A 20,892-nucleotide genomic window follows, 5' to 3' on the forward strand; every position below is an offset into this window, starting at 1 on the left:
TCATAAATTCAATCATTGTGAAACTGGTATAACTTTTGAACTTCACCGTATGCACAAGTAATTAGCATGGAATATGCCTATAAAACCCAAATTATTTTTAATCTTTTTTTATTTGATTTTTGCGATAGCTTTCTCCGCTATTGGACAAAATAATCCTACAAAACCTTATCAGGAAGGAGAAGAACTAACCTTTAAGGTGAAGTACCTGTTTTTCAATGCTGCCGAAGCAAAAATGATTATAGATAGGAACATACACCAAATTGATGACCATCCTACCTACAAAATAGATGTTTATGGAAAAACACTAAGCATATTCAGCATCTTCAAAGTCAAAGACAATTGGGGAACTTATATGGACACGACCAAAAACATCCCTTACCGATCATACCGGCACATAGAAGAAGGCGGGTACCGAAAACATGAGGTAGTTGACATCGACCACGAAAAAGAAAAAGCAACTACAAATTTATACGATAGGGAAAACAAAAGAATAGTAGAAACAATGGAACATGATATTGTTCCAGGTATCCAAGATATCGTCAGCGGTTTCTACTATATGAGGCATTTAGAACTTAACGAATTCCAGGAAGGTGACACAATAAGCATCAAAGGCTTCTTCGATGAAAAAACTTATAACCTAAAGTTAACATACAAGGGTAAAGATGAAATTTCCACAAAAATAGGAGACTTCAGCACCTTTGTCATCTCTCCCATTATGCCAAGCAATAAACTTTTCAGTGGAAAAAACCCCATAAAAATCTGGATCACCAATGACAAAAACAGAATACCGGTAAAAATTGAAGCAGATTTGGTAGTTGGTGCACTTAACATGGAGATAACATCAATAAAAGGACTCCGTAACAAATAGATCACATCTGAATAACATTAAGTTAACACTTGTGTACTCTTACAAAATATTGTATTGGACAAAACGGTATTTTCACCCCCACATGTCATTTCTTTTCATAGTTTTTCTAAATTAGCATTGTTTTTAGCAATTATAACTTGCAAAGTCAAATGAGTGACAAACCAAAAATCAAGGTTCTGGTAGTAGATGATGAACCAGATATTATTGAAATCCTAACCTACAACTTAGAAAAAGAAGGCTACGATGTCAAATCTGCCAACGATGGTATCAAAGCTGTAGAAACAGCCTCTAAGTTTAAACCTGATGTGATCCTATTGGACATCATGATGCCCAATCAAGACGGAGTAGAAACCTGTAGACAAATCAGGGACATGGAAGAACTGAAGAACACCTTCATCATCTTCTTAACAGCCCGCTCTGAAGAATACTCTGAAGTTGCTGCATTTGATGTTGGGGCAGACGATTATATCACAAAACCAATTAAACCTAGGGCTTTGGTCAGCAGGATTTCTGCACTCTTCAGAAGAGAATCAAAGAAGGAACAAGATGTATCACAGATCCGCATCAAAGACTTGGTCATTGACAGAAGCAGCTTTACCATTGATCAGTCAGGCAAAACAATCACCCTTCCAAAAAAGGAATTCGAGTTATTGTATTTCTTGGCTAAAAACCCTAATATGGTATTTAGCAGGGACGAATTACTTCAAAACATCTGGGGGTCTGACGTTTTCGTTCTTGCCCGAACAGTAGATGTTCACATTAGAAAAGTTCGTGAAAAAATAGGAGACAACTATATCACCACCGTAAAAGGCGTTGGATATAAGTTCGACAATAATTAAAATATGCTTACCACTTCCAGAGGGATTGCCCTCTTACTGGCATTTGCTATTTCAGTCTTTACAGTCGCATTCTTATCCTTATTGGATGATGCGACTTTATTGTTATTGACTGTTGCTTGGGCACTAACCATGTCCATCTCTTACCTATTAATGAATGTCACTTTGGAATTCTTGATTTTCAAGGAAATCAGCAATATCTATGCTGCCCTCGAAAAAATCCAAAAGAAAGACCTTTCGGGCATTGCCCAAAAGCCTAAAAAAAGTTCCATTTCCCCTTTAAGGAAAATTAATAACACCATCAATTCTTATGCAATAGCAAAAAACAAAGAAATTGAGACCTTGCAACGTAATGAGGCATTCAGGAGAGAATTTATCGCTGACATTTCCCATGAATTAAAGACACCTATATTTGCGGCTCAAGGTTATGTACACACCTTAATGGATGGTGCAGTAGAAGACGTTAAGGTAAGAGACAAATTTCTAAAGAGAGCAGCAAAAAGCCTTAATGCGCTGGATAACCTTGTGCAGGACTTACTTACGCTTAGCCATATGGAAAGCGGTGTAGTAAAATTCAATTTTGAAGAATTTGATATGGTAAGCCTCATCCACGAGGTAATAGAAGAACTCGAGCATAAAGCAGAAAAAAGACATATCAACCTTCGGTTCCTCTACAACCAAAACAAATCATACATCATCAAAGCAGATCAGGACAAAATATATCGTGTCTGTCAAAACCTGCTTTCCAACGCCATCAAATATAACAAGGAAGGCGGTGAAGCAATCATATCCCTAAAAACCTCCAAAAACAATCTCACTGTTGATATTCAGGACAATGGATTAGGCATTCCCCCTGAGGATATCAAAAGGATATTTGAGAGATTCTACCGGGTGGACAAAAGCCGTTCAAGAGAAATGGGAGGCACCGGGCTTGGCCTGGCCATTGTTAAACATATCCTAGAAGGGCATAAAAGTAAAATTTCCGTATCATCTACAGTTGGTAAAGGCTCCAACTTTAGTTTTTCACTCCCCCTAGAGAAGAAGAAAAAGGAAGATAAGTAATAAAGCTTAAATTTAACCGCATAATATTTGGCTCAGTATTTTTTACCTATCCATTTTTTACCTAATTTTGCACATTGATTTGGAAGGTGTAAGCCAGGCTGTATGAAAAAAGTAGATTTTAATGATCTTATTCTGTTTCAAAACGAAGACTATATAGTCATCAATAAGCCTCCATACTTATCGACCTTAGACGATAGGCATGAAAGACAAAACATTCTCCATTTGGCCAAGAGTCACACTCCAGATGCCCAGGTGTGTCACAGATTGGACAAGGAAACTTCAGGATGTTTGGTAATTGCAAAAAATCCGGATGCGTATAGAAATATTGCGATCCAATTTGAAAACAGAAAAGTAGAAAAAGTCTACCATGCAGTAGTGGATGGAATCCATGAGTACAAAGATCTACTTGTGGACAGAAACCTGATCGCAACCAATAAGGGGATAGCCAAGATCAGTATCAAAGGAAAACCAGCCACCACTCACTTCAACACATTGAAGACCTTTTATGCGCACTCATTAATAGAGTGCAAGCCCATAACAGGCCGTCTTCATCAAATCAGAATTCATTTATCCTATTTGAATTCACCGATATGTGGAGATGTAATGTACGGAGGAAAGCCATTATACCTATCAGATCTTAAAAGAAGATTTAACCTTAAAAAAGGCACTGAAGAGCTTCCAATTATGCAGCGGGTTTCACTACACGCCTACTCCATAGCCTTTACGGGATTGGACGGAGAAACGATCAACATCACTGCTCCTTACCCTAAAGACTATTCGGTATTAATGAAACAATTGGAAAAGACCAGCTAGATTAAAAAAGATCAAAACTGGAATTTGTCAATCATTGATTACCATGGACACTCCCAGGGATTTAGACTAGATAATTAGCTATCCTTGTGAAAATTAGGCAGTAAACCTTGAGATATTTTGCATATATATGGAAAACCTTCTATCTTTGTGTCCCTTTTTGAGGGTGAAATGTATTTAACAAGCTAATAATTAAACGTTTACACAGTGGATACTTTAAGCTATAAGACCGTATCAGCAAACAGTGCTACAGTACAAAAGAACTGGGTAATAGTGGATGCCCAATCTATGGTACTAGGTAGATTTGCAAGTGAGGTAGCGAAAATTCTAAGAGGAAAAAACAAGCCTAGCTATACTCCTCATGCAGACTGCGGAGACAATGTAATTGTCATCAATGCAGACAAAATCAGGTTAACCGGTAAGAAATGGGACGAGAAAGTTTATGTTCGTCACACAGGTTTCCCAGGTGGTCAAAGAATCTCTACTCCTAAACTTTTGAAGGAGAAGTCTTCTGCTATCCTTATCGAGAAAGCAGTTAAAGGTATGCTACCTAAAAACAGACTAGGGAACAAGTTGTATACCAACCTTTATGTGTACGAAGGTGCAGAGCACCCTCATGAAGCACAACAACCAAAAGAAATTAAATTATAATTTGATCATTCCATGGAAGTTATTAATACAATCGGTAGAAGAAAAACATCTGTTGCAAGGATCTATATGAAGCCGGGCAAAGGTGAAATCACTGTAAATAACAGAAGCATCGAATCTTATTTCCCGTTTGACCTGCATCAGATTGTGGTAAAGCAGCCTTTGACTTTAGTTAATGAAGGTGAAGCTTACGATATCAAAATCAATGTAGACGGCGGAGGAATCAAAGGACAAGCTGAAGCAGCCAGAATGGCTATCTCAAGAGCCCTTTGTGAAATCAATGAAGAGCACAGACCTGCATTGAAGAAAGAAGGATTCCTTACTCGTGACCCAAGAATGGTTGAACGTAAGAAACCAGGACGTAGAAAAGCTAGAAGAAGATTCCAGTTCTCTAAACGTTAATCTGGATCATACTCAGATATTATATAAAACATACATATTTAAATGGCTAAAATCGAATATAAAGACTTACTGGATGCTGGTGTTCACTTCGGACACTTAACAAGAAAGTGGGATCCTAGAATGGCGCCGTACATCTTCATGGAGAAGAACGGTATCCACATTATTGATCTAAACAAAACGCTCGTTTGCCTTGAAGAAGCATCCAACGCAATCAAGCAAATCGTACGCTCCGGCAAAAAAGTGATGTTCGTAGCGACTAAGAAACAAGCTAAGGACTTGGTAGCTGAAGAAGCTGCAAGATTGAAAATGCCTTTCGTTACGGAAAGATGGTTAGGTGGTATGATGACCAACTTCGCTACTATCCGTAAGTCATTGAAGAAGATGTCTTCCATCGACAAGTTGATGAAAGAAGAATCTTATACTAGCTTGGCTAAGAGAGAGCGTTTGATGATCACTAGACAGCGTCAAAAATTGGAAAATGTATTGGGAGGTATTGCTGACCTAACTCGTCTTCCAGCTGCACTTTTCGTGATAGATATCAAAAGAGAACACATTGCAATTGCCGAAGCCAAAAAGCTTGGTATCCCTGTATTCGCATTGGTAGATACAAACTCTAACCCTGGTGAGGTGGACTTCCCAATCCCAGCCAATGACGATGCATTCAAATCCATTTCACTTTTGGTGAAAGCCGTTGGTTCAGCAATCGAAGAAGGTCTTTCTGAAAGAAAGAAAGATAAGGAAGAGGCTAAACTCTCTGAAGAAGAAGAAGCAAAAAAAGCTGCTGACGCTGCCGAAACCAAAGAGTAATCCACTATGATTTAATAATAACAGAAAATTGAACATACGGTAAATTACCTATGTTCAATTTTTTTGTTATTGCCTATTCGTTTCAGTGCAAGAGCGCTCTGAAACGAAATATTCAATTAAACGTCATCATTATCATAATTAAAAATATCTAACAATGGCTATTACTGCACAAGAGGTAAACAAACTAAGACAAAGCACTGGTGCCGGTATGATGGACTGTAAAAAAGCCCTTACCGAAGCTGAAGGAGATTTTGAAAAAGCGGTTGATATTTTAAGAAAAAAAGGACAAAAAGTATCTGCATCCCGTGCAGACCGCGAAACTAAAGAAGGTGTAGTAGTTACTAGTGTAAGTGCTGACAAGTCTCAAGGTGTTCTTATCACCCTTACTTGCGAAACTGACTTCGTAGCTAAAAATGAAGAATTCGTAGCTTTTGCTAACGCCATTCTTGACCTAGCTGTTGAAAAAGGAGCTGCTAATAAAGAAGAAATCCTTGCATTGCCATACGAGAACATTACCGTAGGTGAGAAAATTATCGAAATGACTGGTAAAATCGGTGAAAAGATCGAAATCAGTAACTTCGAAGTAGTTAAAGGTGAAGCTGTTGTTCCTTATATCCACTCTAACGGTAAATTGGGTGTACTTGTAGCACTAAATAACGTTAGCGGTGCTGATGTTGAAGAAGCTGGTAAAGATGTAGCTATGCAAATTGCTGCCATGAATCCAGTTGCTGTTGACAAAGATGGCGTTGATGCTTCTGTAGTTGAAAGAGAAATTGCTGTTGGTAAAGAGCAAGCCCTTGCAGAAGGTAAGCCTGAAGCGATGATTGAAAAAATCGCTATGGGTAAATTGAACAAATTCTACAAAGAGAACACTTTGCTTAGCCAAGCTTTTGTTAAAGATAGCAGCAAAAATATCTCTCAGTACCTTGATAGTGTTTCTAAAGGTCTTACTGTAGTAGACTTCAAAAGAATTGTAATCGGTTAATTAATTCCGATTTATAATATAAAAAAAACCGCAGACATTTAAGTTTGCGGTTTTTTTATATCCTTCATGACATCAGGCATTCATCAATTCTTCAATCTCCTCCACCTCAATAGGTATATTACCCATTAAATCTAGATTTCTCCCCTGCCTTATTACATAGTTGTTTTCCAATCTAATACCTATTTTTTCTTCCCTGATATATATCCCAGGCTCTACAGTAAACACCATACCCGGCTTTATCGGCTCATATACAGGCCCAATATCATGAACATCCAATCCCAAATGATGGGAAGTTCCGTGCATAAAATACTTTCTGTAAAGAGGATGTCTTGGATCTTGGTTTTTAACATCGGTTCTATCCAAAAGTCCCAAACCGATCAGTTCCTCCTCCATAATCTTAGCCACTTCTTTTTGAAACTCTTGAATTACCACACCGGGACGAAGCATTGTCACGGCATCTTTTTTAACCCTTAACACTGCCTCGTAAACAGCTTTTTGCCTGGGGCTAAAACGACCATTCACTGGAATGGTACGCGTCATATCTGCATTATAATTACCATATTCTGCTCCTACATCCATTAGAATCAGTTCTCCAGAATTGCAAATTTTATCATTTTCCAAATAATGTAGAACGCAACTGTTCGCTCCTGAACCAATAATCGGTTCATAAGCAAATCCTCTACTGCCATGCCTCAAGAATTCATGCATAAACTCTGCTTCTATCTCATATTCCTTCACTCCAGGCTGTACGAACCCCAATACCCTTCTGAATCCCTTTTCGGTAATATCACAAGCCCGCTGCATTTGGTTAATTTCATCCTGTCCTTTTACAGTCCTTAACCTTTCCATTATTGGCGCCAACCTTTGGTAATTATGCAATGGAAATGTTTCTCTGATTTTTTTTATATACCGTGCATTTCTTGTCTCTACTTCATTGGAAGCACCACGATGTTCATTGGTATGAAGAAACACATGATCACAGTAACACATCAGCTGATTCAATACTGAATCATATTCTGAAATCCACCTAACCTGCTTTATTCCAGAAATACGTGCTGCTTCCTCTTTTGACAATTTATTCCCCTCCCATATCGCTATATGTTCATTGGTCTCCCTTACAAACAGTATTTCCCTCATGGCTTCATTGGGAAAATCAGGACATACCAGTAAAACAGTTTCTTCTTGGTCTATACCTGTAAAATAAAACAGGTCATTATTTTGCCTGAATTTCATTGTACCATCGGCATTCGTAGGCATCAAATCATTGGAATGAAAAACTGCTATAGATTTTGGATTAAGCTGCTTTACAAGTTTCTCCCTATTGCTTTTGTAGAAAGATGGGTTGATTGCTGTATATCTCATTATATTGTTTTTCTTAGGCCATTTTCACAGATAAACTTGTTATCAGCTTTATTTGACTCCATAATCGCTAAATTTTCCTCTTGGTCTGTCCAGCTTTCCTTATGATGAAGGTGGTATTGCACAGCCAGGTTTCTTAGTGATTTAATTTCATATCCGAGCCCTTTGAATCGCCACAATAAATCGGCATCCTCTCCAACAGCTGGCCGGGAATAATCTTCATCAAAACCATTTATTGCATAGATCGCTTCCTTATGAAAGGACATATTACAGCCTTTTAAATTCCTCATAGACCTTTTCCTTACCAAAAACCCAAACAGACCTTTAGGATCAATAAAAAAACCCTCTTCGACGAATTCTGCTCCCCGCTTCTTAATTGTTCTGATATTTTTCTTAAGAAATCTATTAATATTTCTTGGACTAAGCTCTCCATTCAATAATAGCTCAGATGTAACAGGGTCCAATTTGATTCTTTTCCCCGCAAGAATATTATTAGGCTTGGCTTCATTGATATGAAACTCCATGAACCTAGGGTGTAAAACACAGTCTCCATCTATAAAAACCAACCAATCTGATTTGGCTACTCTAATCGCCTCGTTTAATGCTTTATTTTTTTGCCAACCTTCATCTTTCCGCTGAAGATGCGTAAAAGGATGTTGAAATAAATACGAGGAAATAAAATCCTTCATCTCTTCGGAATCACCATCCTCGGAAATAATCACTTCAAAATTATTTTCTGTCTGATATAACAAAGAATCTAAAACTGCTTTTAGAAACCGCGTGTTTTTATATACTGAAATAATTAATGAAGCCTTAAGCCTTCCATGCTGTCCTGTCATAATAGCTTTCGAAATTTTGCTTGCAAAGAAGGCTATCCCTCGCCTACTTTATTGAGCTAAAAGTAACATAATTCTTTCCTTCTAAAAAATATCCAGACAATGTACATTATTTTCGTAATTTCAAAGTTGAAAGCATTTATCACATGTCATATAACATCAAGGAATTACAGAACGGAATCCGAATTGTCCATCAAGAAGTCAACCACACTAGATTAGTACATTGCGGATTTATTCTTGATATAGGGAGCAGGGATGAAACACTAGAACAGGCTGGTTTGGCTCATTTTTGGGAACACATGGCCTTCAAAGGCACCACTAAAAGAAAAGCCTTTCACATATTAAACCGTCTCGAATCCGTGGGAGGAGAATTAAATGCCTATACTACCAAAGAAAAAATCTGCTTCTACTCTTCCATTCTAAAAGAACATTTTAATAAAGCAGCAGAACTCCTTTATGACATCACCTTTCATAGCACCTTTCCAGAAAAACAAATCGAAAAAGAGAGACAAGTTATATTGGAGGAAATGGCCATGTATAGGGATTCCCCAGACGATGCTATCCAAGATGAATTTGACGAAGTCGTATTCCAAAACCATTCACTGGGACGAAATATCCTTGGAACCGAAGAAACTGTAAACTCTTTCACCCAAACAGACTTTTTTGATTTCATCTCCACTCGAATGGACACTTCAAAAATTGTCTTTTCTGTTGTTGGGAATATTTCATTTAAAAAGGTACTCAATCAATTGGAACCTAAACTGAATGAGATTCCAACAAAAAAGAGCTTATATATCCGAAGTGATTTTGGTACCTACTGCCCACAACACAAAACCGTATACAAGGATATAACCCAGTCACATTGCGCTATCGGCAAACCGGCTTATTCTTTATATCACTCTAATAGATTTAAGCTCTTCCTACTCAACAATATCCTTGGAGGACCAAGTATGAACTCTAGATTAAACCTTTCATTAAGGGAAAAATATGGTTATGTATACAGTGTGGAATCTGTCTACCAAGTATATAAAGACACGGGTTTCGTAGGGATATTTTATGGTACTGAAGAAAGAACCGCTAAAAAAGCCAGAAACCTGGTCTTGCGTGAGCTCAAAAAATTAAGAGAAAAAAAGTTAGGAACCCTACAGCTTCACATGGCCAAGGAACAAACCATAGGTCAAATGGCTATGGCTGAAGAAAACTACGCTGCCTTAATGCTGGTTTTTGGTAAGAACCTCCTTGATAAAGGAAAAATAGAATCTCTTGATCATATCTTTACTATTATTAGGAATACCAGCTCAGAAGAATTACAAGACATCGCCCAGGAAGTTTTAATGGAAGATCAATTAAGTTTTCTAACCTATTTACCCAACTAACAATGGAATTCATCAGTGAACAATTACAAAATTATTGTGAGAACCATACCAGTTCTGAAGATGAACTGTTACAGTTAATTAGTCGTGAAACTCATGCAAAAGTATTGATGCCAAGAATGCTATCCGGCCATTTGCAAGGTAAAACACTTGAGTTATTCACCAAAATGCAGCAACCAAAAACCATCTTGGAAATAGGTACCTACACCGGCTATTCAGCCATCTGTATGGCCAGGGGGCTGGACAGTGATGGAAAACTCATTACTTTGGACAAAAACGATGAGTTGGAGGATATGGTCAGAGGTTTCTTTGACAAATCCGGATTGGCCAGCCAAATAGAATATAAGCTTGGAAATGCAATGGACATTATCCCTAAGTTGGATGAAACTTTTGATATGGTCTTTATTGATGCCGACAAAAAGAATTATATCAATTATTATAATTTGGTCATTGACAAGGTAAACAAAGGGGGATTAATCATGGCTGACAATGTGCTTTGGTCTGGAAAGGTGCTTAAGGCCCCTTCTGAGAAAATAGACAAAGACACCAGAGTAATTATGGATTTCAATGATCTGGTCCAGGCTGACCCAAGAGTAGAAAATGTATTATTTCCTATCAGAGACGGCATCATGATGGCTAGAAAACTATAGTTTTACACCAAAGACTTTATTTATTATATTAGACTGAACACCAAGACATTATTTCTCCGAACGCTTTCAATATTCTTTCACCAATATGAATTTCTCTTATCGCCAAAACATCATATTCGGGCTAGGCCTTTTTTTCACTTTTCTTTCCTCAATGTTATATGCTCAAGCCCCTAGGGTACCAAGCACCATACAGTTTGCAGGAATGACCTTACAGCTCAATGCTCAGGCACAAAGGGACATTCAATTGGATGTGGATGCACTTTGCAGAAGTGAAAGATTTTTCAATATGAAGCTGGAAAGGGTAAATCTTTATATGCCCATCATTGAAAGAGTCTTAAACGAGCAAGGTGTCCCTAATGACCTTAAATATCTAGTAATCCAAGAAAGTGGGCTAATACCTGATGCTGTATCAACATCTAATGCGGTAGGATTTTGGCAATTTAAAAAAGGAACTGCCCATGAGGTATTTCTTCAAGTCGACAGTCAAATTGATGAAAGAAAAAACATAGCTGCTTCTACAAGAGGTGCTGCTACTTACCTTAAAAAGCACAATAATTATTTTGACAACTGGGTTTGTGCTTTGGTATCCTACCAAATGGGGCTTGGTGGCGCAAAAAATTACTTTGGCAGCAAATACAATGGGCACTCCACTATGAAAATTACCAAGGGAACTCATTGGTATTTCAAAAAATATTTGGCCCATAAAGTCGCCTTTGAAAACCAAATTGGCAAGTTTACGAGTAACCAGTACTTCAAAGAAATATCGGTCCAAGGACCTATAACGATTAAAGCTCTTTCTAAAAACTTAGGTATTTCAGAATCGGAATTGAAAGAGTACAATAAATGGATTACAGGTAACAAAATCCCTGAAGGTAAAAGCTATTCGCTTATTTACCTGGCTTCAGGCACTGTCCCGCTCAATCCAATGTTAACATCATCTACATCAGAAAAAAATTCAAACCAATACAGCCTATCTGCAGAGGGATTTAAAAATGCATCAGGCTATCCTGAAATTACTGGAAAGCAACTACAGCCATTTGAAAAAAACCAAATTAAGGTGAATGGAATTAAAGGCATACAAGCGGCTGTAAATAGTACGATAGAAGCCTTTACTGATAAAATTGGCATGAAAGAGGGTAAATTCCGAAGAAGAAATGATCTTTCAAAAAATGATCGTATCCAACGAGGCCAATATTATTATACCAAAAGAAAAAAATCCAAGTCCAATACACCTCACCATATTGTAAGAAAAGGAGAAACACTATGGGAAATATCCCAAGCTTATGGGATAAGACTCCATTCCCTTAAAGCCAAAAACAGAATATATAAAGATGAAGATTTAAGAGAAGGAATGGTCTTGAATTTACAAAAATACAGGGGTAGAAATGAAGATATAAGAATCATGCCTATACATCCTCCTGCTCAACAAGCTAACGCGTCCCCACAGAGAAACTCAACAGTGAAACCTATACAACAACCTGTACGGCAAGCCAAGCCGAACCCCGTCAATAGTAAAATCACCCATACAGTTTCCAAAGGAGAAACGCTCTATGCCATTGCCAGAAAATATGGCGTATCAGTTTCAGAAATCCAAACTTGGAACAATATCCAAAACCAAACAGTCATCAAAATAGGTCAAAAGTTAATCATCAAAAAGAACTAATTAGATTTGAATAAGAAACGTATCTTTACGTATAAATTCAAACTCCATTAAGGAATGATTCGGTATTTCACCATTTTTACAGTAATCATATTATTTTCAAGCTCATTTCAGAAAGCATGGGGTCAGGACAATAAAATTGTTCCTGACACGATTGTGATCAATGGCGAAACCTTGATCATGTTAGGGGATTCCTTGATAATTAAGGAAGAGGTAAAACAAAATTACTGGAAAAAAGGAGGAAATTATAACCTTAGCATCCAACAAGTGAGCCTTTCAAACTGGGCGGCGGGGGGAGCCAGTTCATTTGCATTGAACACTGGCGTCAACCTTTTTGCCAATTATAAAAAAGGCGGGCGTATATGGGATACCAAACTAACAGTCAACTTTGGGTTCAACAGACAAGCCGAAAGATCATTTAAAACACGAAAGACCAATGACAACTTTAAGTTTGTAAGTAAATATGGTAGGGAACTATCAAAAGGCTTTTACCTCTCCACTCAGCTGGAAGCTCGAACACAATTATTAAAAGGGTATAAATACTTTAAACCAGCTAATTCTGATGTGGAAGACAGGGACTTGATCTCTGATTTTTTAAGTCCTGCTTATATTCAATCTTCTACAGGTCTTAACTTTCAAAAAGATAAAAAAGATTTTAAAATATCCTCAATACTCTCACCATTTACCGGTCGTTTTACCATAGTTGCCAATGACTCCTTAAGTCAGGCAGGCGCTTTTGGTATTTTACCTGGTGAAAAGGTCAGACCTGAAGCGGGAGCTTCCTTGGGAGCATCCATAGACACTAAATTGATGAAAAACATAGAATGGAAAGCTGACCTTAACCTCTTCTCCAACTACGGTAAGTTTGGGAACCTCGTAGTCAATTTTAACTCAGCCCTACGAATGAAGGTTAATAAATACATCAGTACTCGTATAGAGACCGTGCTTATTTATGATGAAAATGTGTTTATAAAACAAGATGATGGAAGTAAATCACAGGCCATTCAATTTCAAAACCTAATAAACTTCGGCTTAGGCCTGGACTTTTAGAAGTCTGTTTCCAATCCAAAACGCTTTTGCAACTCTTTCAGAGCCGGAGACTTTTTTGTCAGGTAGGCCAATTTGTCTGTAGAGGTATATAATTTATCCTCTTCCTTCATAGCTTCCGCCCTAACTTCATAATGAATTTCAACAAGATCATTCTCCAACTTTCTTTTAACAATACCCATTAGCTCAGGCTTAAGCTTAGAAAACAGATGTTCTTGTAATTCACCATTAAGAAAAAAATTAATCTTATTACCTTCTACCTCAAAAGGCTGTTTTAAAAGTGTACACTCTTGGTACTTTCGTTTCAGCTTGAAATCAGCAATAACCTCTTGAAGCATAGCCCCCAACTTCCCCTTATCGAATGGTGTTTCCCGGAGCTCTCCCTCTTCTTGTTTTTCAACAATATCTGCAGTCTTGGCTTCTTTCTCTTTGGAGGCTTCAATGCTACTTTTTACTTGCCTTTTTACCTCTGTGATATTAGAAGGAATAGACATAGTTTTCTTCACTTCCCTTTTGATGGCAGCATCAGAAACCAAATCAGCTTGACTAGAAGCTTCTTTTGGAGCACTGTTTATTTTCTGCTTAGCTAGTCTTTTTTTTTTATCTCTTCTTGTGCTAAAGCTGCCAGAGAGATGGCCTGAGGTAATTTGGCCAATTTCATGAGCGCTAACTCAACATGTAAACGCTGGTTTTTACTGCCCTTATATTGCATATCGCATTGATTACAAATATTTAGTGCAGACAACAAAAATGAAAGACTGGATTTAGCAGCCTGCTCCACATACCTCTCTTGGGCACTTTCGGAAACCTGAAGTAATTCAACGGTAGCAGCATCCTTGCAGACCATCAGATTTCGAAAATGTTCACTCAATCCAACAATAAAGTTATGGCCATCAAATCCCTTCTTGAGAATTTCATCAAATGTGAGCAGGACATTAGAAATACTTTCTTCCAATAAAGCATCAGTCACCTTGAAATAGTAATCATAATCCAAGATGTGAAGGTTATTGATCGTTTCCTGATAAGTCAGTTTATTTCCCGCAGAATAGGTTACGATAAGGTCATAAATGGAAAGTGCATCTCTCAGGGCTCCATCAGCTTTTGCAGCAATAAGTCGTAGCGCTTCATCTTCATATTCTATTTCTTCTTCAGAGGAAATATACTTTAAGTGCTCAGCAATATCTTTAATCTGTATTCGATTAAAGTCAAATATCTGACAGCGAGAAAGAATCGTAGGAATAATCTTATGCTTCTCAGTAGTAGCCAAAATGAATATGGCATACTTTGGAGGTTCCTCCAATGTTTTCAAAAAAGCATTAAAAGCTTGGGTCGAAAGCATATGAACCTCATCAATGATATAGATTTTGTAAGCCCCTTTTTGAGGAGCATAACGCACCTGGTCTACCAAATTCCTAATATCATCTACTGAGTTATTGGATGCTGCATCCAGTTCATGTACATTAAAGGAACTATTGGTATTGAAAGCTTTACAAGAATCACATTCATTACAAGCCTCAAAATTCTCCCTTAAGTTTTCACAATTTATGGTCTTAGCCAAAATACGGGCACAGGTAGTTTTCCCCACTCCCCTAGGACCGCAAAATAAAAATGCCTGAGCTAAGTGATTGTTCTTAATGGCATTTTTTAAAGTAGTGGTAATATGTTGCTGGCCTACCACACTTTTAAAATTAGAAGGTCTATATTTTCTGGCTGAGACTACAAAATTTTCCATCACCGCAAGATATAAAATTCCTTGAATTTACTCCTTCAAAAAAAACAAAATCCTGAACCATTTTCAGCAAAGAACTAAAAATCAAACACTTCTATTTAATAGAAAAGTTAAACCTTAATTAAGTCTATCCAACACGGTAAACCGCGAAGTATTACTTATATATTCTGGAACTATGGACTTAACATGACGCACAAGGTCTGTTTCTGAGTTTAATGCCAATAGTTTCTCAAAATATTCTACTTGGTAATTGATCCTATTAAAAGATATAGGTGACATTTGAACTACCCTAATTTTAGGATGATAAGTAATTTTTAATTCCTCTGTGTTACACACCAATTCTTCGTGCATTTTCTCTCCTTCTCGTAAGCCTGTAAAAACTATCTTAATATCCTTTTCTATTCTTTTCTCACTTAATAAAATCATTTTCTTGGCGAGATCAAGTATTTTAACAGGCTCACCCATATCAAAAATAAATATTTCTCTTCCTTTGGACATAGCTCCTGCTTCCAATATTAATTGACAAGCCTCCCCTATGGTCATAAAATACCTTGTGATATTGGGGTCTGTAACAAAAACAGGTCCCCCTTGTTCTATTTGTTTTTTGAACAAAGGAATCACAGAACCATTCGACCCCAGGACATTCCCAAACCGAGTAATTGCAAACCTGGTATATTGCCCTCCGTCCACTTTCATATAATCACTCAAGGCTTGTATATACAATTCTGCAATACGCTTAGAAGCCCCCATTACATTTGTGGGGTTGACTGCCTTATCTGTACTTACAAACACAAATTGCTTAACATTGTTAATTATAGATAGGTCTGCAAGGTGTTTGGTTGCTAAAATATTACTTCGGATAGCTTCCTCAGGGAATGTTTCCATCATGGGAACATGCTTGTAAGCGGCAGCATGATAAACTATCTGAGGCTTATAGGTCTTCAAAATACTTGAAACAACTCTTTTGTTTCTAATATCCGCCAATACCGGTTTAATGGCGACCTCCAACTTCTGAGACTTAAACTCTTGTTCTAAATCATATAATGCAGATTCAGACTGATCCAAAAGAATAAGAAGCTTGGGTGTATGAATTACCAATTGACGACAAAGTTCACTACCAATTGACCCTGCAGCTCCAGTAACCAAAACAACTTTATTATTGATCTGAGCACAAACTTGTGGATTATCTAGAGATATCTCAGGCCTTGACAAAAGGTCCTCTATCTTAATCTTACGGATCTTTCCAACATTGAAGCCTCCTTTTACCCATTCATCAATTGAAGGCACTATACTTACCCTAATTCCATACTTAAAACATTCATCAATAATCTCTCTTTTCCTTCTAGGTGAAATACTCATAACAGAGATTAACAAATCAGAAATTTTATACTTAACTACAAGCTCCTTGAACTCTTCCAAACCCAAATAAATTGGAACTCCATCAATAAACTCTCCTTGTTTATCAGGATCATCATCTAGAAAAGCATGAATTTTTTGTTTATAATCTCCATCTTTACTTAAAACAATCTTAGAAAGCCTTCCCGCTTCTCCAGCTCCAAAAATCAGAATATTCTTAACTGGCAACTTATTTGTAATATAATAGGAATAGATCTCCTTGATTAAGCTTCGATATAATATCAAACAAGAAAATGAAATCAAACTAGCAATTACTAATACGGATAGCGGTTGAAAATTTATCAAGCCAAATTCACCTTCTATCCAAAGTCCTACTAAAAATGAAATAAAAAGAGCTCCAAATACAATCCTAACAACAGATAAAATATTACTGAAATTTGTTTTGGCAATTTTCCATATACAATTCTCACAAATCAACATGGTTAATAGGCCTGCCCCCGCAAACAATACACCATCTTCAATTACAGGGTAAGAATCCATCAGGTTTAAATCAAAATTTAGCCTTATAAAAAATGCTAAAATCACTGATTGAAACAGAATGAAAGAGTCAACAAATCGGGTGATCCATTTTATCATCTCAAAATCTTTATCTAAAAATGTCATATTTCCTGATCAAAACCAACAATAATTTCCTAAAAGAATAACTTAATTTAGTTAAACAGATCTAGAAAAACAACACGTAAAACGTTTTTATATATTCAAAATACATTTAATAATGAACAATATTGATTTTTGTTATGAAATACATATCTATCACGAAAATAAATTTAACTATTCAGCCAACTAGTAGTCAAAAATCATAAACCAAAAGCATATACAATATGTTAATTTTTCGCCCTTTCCGTCATTTTCCCCCTAAAAGGTTGCACTTCGCCATTATCATCATATATCCCTTTCGGTCTAAAAAGTTCTCTAACAGATTTAATTAAAATCATTAAGTCTAATCCAAATGATTGTTTCTTAACATAGAGAATATCATAATAAAACTTCTTTTCCCAACTCAAACTATTCCTACCATTGACCTGAGCCAAACCGGTTATTCCTGGTTTCACATCATGACGCTTCACTTGTTCTGAATCATAATAGTCTAAATATTCTACCAAAAGAGGCCTAGGACCAATTAGACTCATGTCTCCCTTTAATAGATTATAAAATTGGGGCAATTCATCTAATGAATAATTACGCACTATTTTACCTATACCAGTCAATCTCAAATTATCAGGAAGCAACTCACCATTCGCCCCCTTCAAATTATTCATTGTTCTAAACTTAGCTATTCTAAATATTTTATTTTCTTTCCCAACTCGCTTTTGAAAAAAGAAAGGATTTCCACTATGGTGAAAAGAAAGTATTACGATCAATACAATAAAAACAGGACTTAGTACAACTAATCCTAACAAGCCAATAACCCTATCAATTATTGATTTAAAAAAATTTATATACATGATTCCTTTTATACATGTCTACAAAAATCCAAAATAGCCTGTGAAGTTCTCTCTAATTGATCAATCGTCAATCCGCTACCAGAGGGAAGACATATTCCCTTTTCAAAAAGAGAAACCTCAAAGTCATCTCCATAATATGCACAATTCTTATATAGTGGCTGAATATGCATAGGTTTCCAAACTGGCCTGGTTTCAATATGATTCCTTTCCAAATATTGCTTTAATTCATTTACGGTACTAGCATCTGGCAAAAGAATACTTGTCAGCCATCTATTACTAAAATCACCTATAATTCCTTTTTGAAAACTAATATATTCAATTGCGCTCAATCTCTCAAAATAATGATTAAATGCGCGCCTCCTTCTATTAATTTTCCCTTCTATGTCACCAAATTGTTGAACCCCCAATACTGAGTTTAGATTACTAAAGGCATAATTATAACCAAGTCGACTGTGTTCGTAATGCGGAGCTGGGTCCTTCGCTTGTAAAGCAAAAAAGCAGGCCTTTTCTAAAACCAGCTTGTCCTTGGTTATCAATGCACCACCACCTCCTGTAGTGATAATTTTATTGGCGTTAAATGACAATATTCCAAAATCACCAAAAGCACCGCACATCCCCTCAGCTGTAAAACTCCCCAAAGCCTCTGCAGCATCCTCTATAACAGGAATTCCATATTTTTCTCCTATCGCTACAATTTCCTTTATCCTTGCAGGCATCCCATACAAATGCACCGGTATTATCGCTCGTACCCTCTTTCCTTTGTTCTTCCTATCAATAATTGCTTCTTCCAAAAAATCAGGATCCATATTCCACGTTGATGTTTCACTCCCAACAAATACAGGATTTGCCCCCAAATAAGAGATAGGATTGGCAGATGCGGCAAAAGTTAAAGATTGGCATATCACTTCATCTCCTGGTTCAATTCCGATAGCCAAAAGAGCCAAATGAATAGATGAAGTACCAGAACTAAATAATCCCAAGTTCCCAACATTCAAATAATCACCTAACAAGCTTTTGAACTCTTCAATATAGGTACCGACATAGCCAACCTCCTTATTTAACAAGGCGCATTGGAATGCTGCTAGATTATCAACTTGAAATTCTGGTTCTGATAGTTTAATTAAATCCATTAAATATCACTAAAAGTGTAAAAACAAATAAAGTAAAAATTTACAACTTACTAAGTGACCAAATGGAAAAATTAAAATCAATTTGGTGATAAATATCTAATAAACAAAAAAGAGGATTATAAAACCCTCTTCTATTCCTTAATTCAAATTCACATTTTCCTTTTCTAGCACTTCCTTGTCTATCTTGACCTTACTTCGCAATCCATGATAGGATCGTTGAGAAAGAACACGTGGTGAATCACGAACAATTCCTTTTACCCGACTTAAAGTTACCTTATCCAAAACAATACCAGCACTAATAATCAAAACAGCAAAAACAGGAAACATAACAATATCCGGCAAACCGTTTAGTAATACAGCCAAAACTATAAAAACAATTTTTACAGTTCCTAATATTATAGCTACTTGATCATGTCTAAATCCCATTCTCAATAAAAAGTGATGCACATGGCTTTTATCAGCAGCCATCGGCGATTTTCCCTTACTAGCTCTCCTTATAAAAACCCTCAAAGTGTCATAAAATGGAATTATCATCAATACAATTGCGGTAGTTAATGGTGCACTGAATTTAAACAAACCATCATCCAAACCTCCATTAACAGCGATAAATTTTATACACAATACAGATAAAGTAAAGCCAAGGGTAAGAGAACCTGTATCTCCCATAAATATTTTAGCAGGATGCCAATTATAGATCATGAAAGACAATATCGCTCCAACAAATGTAAAAGCTATAAACCCAAAAGTATTTTCGCCAGAATAAATAAACCAGGTACCTAAGAAAATAAAAGTAATCAAGCTTAAAGAACTGGCTAAGCCATCCAAGCCATCAATCAAGTTAAATGCATTTGTAAGACCAACTATAGCAAATACAGTCAACCCATAACTAAACCATAGGGGGAGTTCTTCAATACCTAAAAACCCATAAAAATTAGAAATTCTAACATCTCCCAAAACAACAACTGCCACAATAGCAATCAATTGGCCTATTAGTTTTTGATAGGCAGTTAATTCAACTAAATCATCTCTCAAGCCTAGAATAAACATGATCCCCAGTCCTAATAAGAAAAATCTGATTTCAATCAATTGACTATAATCCAACCAAATCAATATACCACTCAAAAGGGCCATAAACATAGCAATCCCTCCCATGGACGGAACAGAATATTTATGAATTTTTCTTCCTCCAGGTTTATCTAAAATATTACCTTTTTTAATAATAAAGATTAGTAGAGGTGTAATAATCACGCCTATAAAAAACGAAGTTAATACTGAAAATGCTAATAGCATACAAAAATATTTATTGTTAAAAAACTGCTGCCACTTAAGTTTTACAATGAAGACCTGTTTTGCTTTATATTAGTAATACTAAAGTCAAACTACTTAATAATATTCAAAGATAGTTATTTTTTTATAAAGTGTTAGCTATTAAGAACAAAGCTTAACAATTTTACAATGAGGATATATAAAATTACAAAATCGATATTATTAAAACGCAAAAAGGCCCTTCCACTGATGTGAAAGGGCCCATGATAAGTGAGGGCGGCGACCTACTCTCCCGGGTGTAACCCCAGTACCATCGGCGCGACAGGGCTTAACTTCTCTGTTCGGGATGGGAAGAGGTGGATCCCCTGCGCCGTACCGCCCAAATTCTTCTGGCTAGGTCGCCTAATCTCTTTTATATACTTATTATCCATATGGTATATGGCAGTAGTATATAGTATTTCAATATCTTTAAGTAACAGTGACAATCGGTAAGATAATACAACTCGTTCACAGGTAAGTTTTCGGGCTATTAGTACTGCTCAGCTATGCCATCTCTGGCTTTA

20 protein-coding genes and 1 rRNA gene are annotated in these 20,892 nt (G+C 36.6%); 12 read left to right on the top strand and 9 right to left on the bottom strand.

Translation table 11 applies throughout. The features are described 5' to 3' along the window. The first annotated feature begins 112 nt into the window (after positions 1-112). The 8 genes from H7U17_RS19130 to tsf all read left to right on the top strand — a co-directional run bounded on the left by H7U17_RS19130 (position 113) and on the right by tsf (position 6,418). Positions 113-868 carry a DUF3108 domain-containing protein gene (locus H7U17_RS19130; protein ID WP_230981497.1) on the top strand — a complete coding sequence of 252 codons (756 nt, stop codon included), beginning with the start codon at positions 113-115 and terminating at the stop codon, positions 866-868. Between the two features lie 149 nt (positions 869-1,017). Then, positions 1,018-1,707 carry a response regulator transcription factor gene (locus H7U17_RS19135; RefSeq protein ID WP_186758458.1) on the top strand — a complete coding sequence of 230 codons (690 nt, stop codon included), beginning with the start codon at positions 1,018-1,020 and terminating at the stop codon, positions 1,705-1,707. A gap of 3 nt (positions 1,708-1,710) precedes the next feature. Continuing rightward, positions 1,711-2,766, top strand: coding sequence for a sensor histidine kinase (locus tag H7U17_RS19140; RefSeq protein WP_186758459.1), 1,056 nt, complete (start codon positions 1,711-1,713; stop codon positions 2,764-2,766). Positions 2,767-2,868: 102 nt separating this feature from the next. After that, a complete protein-coding gene (locus H7U17_RS19145) occupies positions 2,869-3,579 on the top strand; it encodes an RluA family pseudouridine synthase (protein WP_186758460.1) in 711 nt (236 codons plus the stop codon). Between the two features lie 204 nt (positions 3,580-3,783). Further along, the gene (gene rplM / locus H7U17_RS19150; RefSeq protein ID WP_186758461.1) at positions 3,784-4,227 is read left to right on the top strand and encodes a 50S ribosomal protein L13; all 444 of its coding nucleotides are present in this window, start codon (positions 3,784-3,786) and stop codon (positions 4,225-4,227) included. Between the two features lie 12 nt (positions 4,228-4,239). Continuing rightward, positions 4,240-4,626, top strand: coding sequence for a 30S ribosomal protein S9 (rpsI, locus tag H7U17_RS19155; protein ID WP_186758462.1), 387 nt, complete (start codon positions 4,240-4,242; stop codon positions 4,624-4,626). A 42-nt stretch (positions 4,627-4,668) separates the two neighbouring features. Beyond that, positions 4,669-5,433, top strand: coding sequence for a 30S ribosomal protein S2 (rpsB, locus tag H7U17_RS19160; protein WP_186758463.1), 765 nt, complete (start codon positions 4,669-4,671; stop codon positions 5,431-5,433). Positions 5,434-5,587: 154 nt separating this feature from the next. After that, positions 5,588-6,418 carry a translation elongation factor Ts gene (tsf, locus tag H7U17_RS19165; protein WP_186758464.1) on the top strand — a complete coding sequence of 277 codons (831 nt, stop codon included), beginning with the start codon at positions 5,588-5,590 and terminating at the stop codon, positions 6,416-6,418. Positions 6,419-6,490: 72 nt separating this feature from the next. Here tsf and H7U17_RS19170 read toward each other — a convergent pair whose 3' ends face one another. Both H7U17_RS19170 and H7U17_RS19175 read right to left on the bottom strand, forming a co-directional pair. After that, the gene (locus H7U17_RS19170) at positions 6,491-7,780 is read right to left on the bottom strand and encodes an aminopeptidase P family protein (protein ID WP_186758465.1); all 1,290 of its coding nucleotides are present in this window, start codon (positions 7,778-7,780) and stop codon (positions 6,491-6,493) included. Beyond that, entirely contained in the window at positions 7,780-8,616 is an 837-nt protein-coding gene (locus tag H7U17_RS19175) for a glycosyltransferase (protein ID WP_186758466.1), read from the bottom strand. The genes H7U17_RS19170 and H7U17_RS19175 overlap by 1 nt, the downstream gene beginning before the upstream one ends. A gap of 143 nt (positions 8,617-8,759) precedes the next feature. Between H7U17_RS19175 and H7U17_RS19180 the strand changes: the two genes are divergently transcribed. The 4 genes from H7U17_RS19180 to H7U17_RS19195 all read left to right on the top strand — a co-directional run bounded on the left by H7U17_RS19180 (position 8,760) and on the right by H7U17_RS19195 (position 13,346). Then, the gene (locus H7U17_RS19180) at positions 8,760-9,989 is read left to right on the top strand and encodes a M16 family metallopeptidase (protein WP_186758467.1); all 1,230 of its coding nucleotides are present in this window, start codon (positions 8,760-8,762) and stop codon (positions 9,987-9,989) included. 2 nt (positions 9,990-9,991) lie between these two features. Beyond that, positions 9,992-10,636, top strand: a complete 645-nt coding sequence (locus tag H7U17_RS19185; RefSeq protein ID WP_186758468.1) for an O-methyltransferase — start codon at positions 9,992-9,994, stop codon at positions 10,634-10,636. Positions 10,637-10,787: 151 nt separating this feature from the next. Beyond that, positions 10,788-12,299 (top strand): LysM peptidoglycan-binding domain-containing protein, encoded by a 1,512-nt coding sequence (locus H7U17_RS19190; RefSeq protein WP_230981498.1) that lies wholly within the window; start codon positions 10,788-10,790, stop codon positions 12,297-12,299. Between the two features lie 54 nt (positions 12,300-12,353). Then, complete coding sequence (locus H7U17_RS19195) at positions 12,354-13,346, top strand: DUF3078 domain-containing protein (RefSeq protein ID WP_186758470.1); 993 nt, start codon at positions 12,354-12,356, stop codon at positions 13,344-13,346. Here H7U17_RS19195 and H7U17_RS19200 read toward each other — a convergent pair. The 7 genes from H7U17_RS19200 to rrf all read right to left on the bottom strand — a co-directional run bounded on the left by H7U17_RS19200 (position 13,343) and on the right by rrf (position 20,712). Continuing rightward, positions 13,343-13,837, bottom strand: coding sequence for a DNA polymerase III subunit gamma/tau (locus H7U17_RS19200; RefSeq protein WP_186758471.1), 495 nt, complete (start codon positions 13,835-13,837; stop codon positions 13,343-13,345). The genes H7U17_RS19195 and H7U17_RS19200 overlap by 4 nt on opposite strands. 92 nt (positions 13,838-13,929) lie before the next feature. Continuing rightward, positions 13,930-15,075, bottom strand: coding sequence for a DNA polymerase III subunit gamma/tau (locus H7U17_RS19205; protein WP_186758472.1), 1,146 nt, complete (start codon positions 15,073-15,075; stop codon positions 13,930-13,932). A 114-nt stretch (positions 15,076-15,189) separates the two neighbouring features. Continuing rightward, a complete protein-coding gene (locus tag H7U17_RS19210; RefSeq protein WP_317172777.1) occupies positions 15,190-16,968 on the bottom strand; it encodes a polysaccharide biosynthesis protein in 1,779 nt (592 codons plus the stop codon). A 344-nt stretch (positions 16,969-17,312) separates the two neighbouring features. After that, positions 17,313-17,933, bottom strand: a complete 621-nt coding sequence (locus tag H7U17_RS19215) for a sugar transferase (protein ID WP_186758473.1) — start codon at positions 17,931-17,933, stop codon at positions 17,313-17,315. Positions 17,934-17,941: 8 nt separating this feature from the next. Next, positions 17,942-19,063, bottom strand: a complete 1,122-nt coding sequence (locus H7U17_RS19220) for an aminotransferase class I/II-fold pyridoxal phosphate-dependent enzyme (RefSeq protein WP_186758474.1) — start codon at positions 19,061-19,063, stop codon at positions 17,942-17,944. 138 nt (positions 19,064-19,201) lie between these two features. Further along, positions 19,202-20,353, bottom strand: coding sequence for an MraY family glycosyltransferase (locus tag H7U17_RS19225; RefSeq protein WP_186758475.1), 1,152 nt, complete (start codon positions 20,351-20,353; stop codon positions 19,202-19,204). Between the two features lie 247 nt (positions 20,354-20,600). Beyond that, a 5S ribosomal RNA gene (rrf, locus tag H7U17_RS19230) occupies positions 20,601-20,712 on the bottom strand. Between the last annotated feature and the right edge of the window lie 180 nt (positions 20,713-20,892).

The organism is Echinicola salinicaeni (genome assembly GCF_014280965.1).
In the GTDB taxonomy this organism is placed as follows: Bacteria; Bacteroidota; Bacteroidia; order Cytophagales; family Cyclobacteriaceae; genus Echinicola; species Echinicola salinicaeni.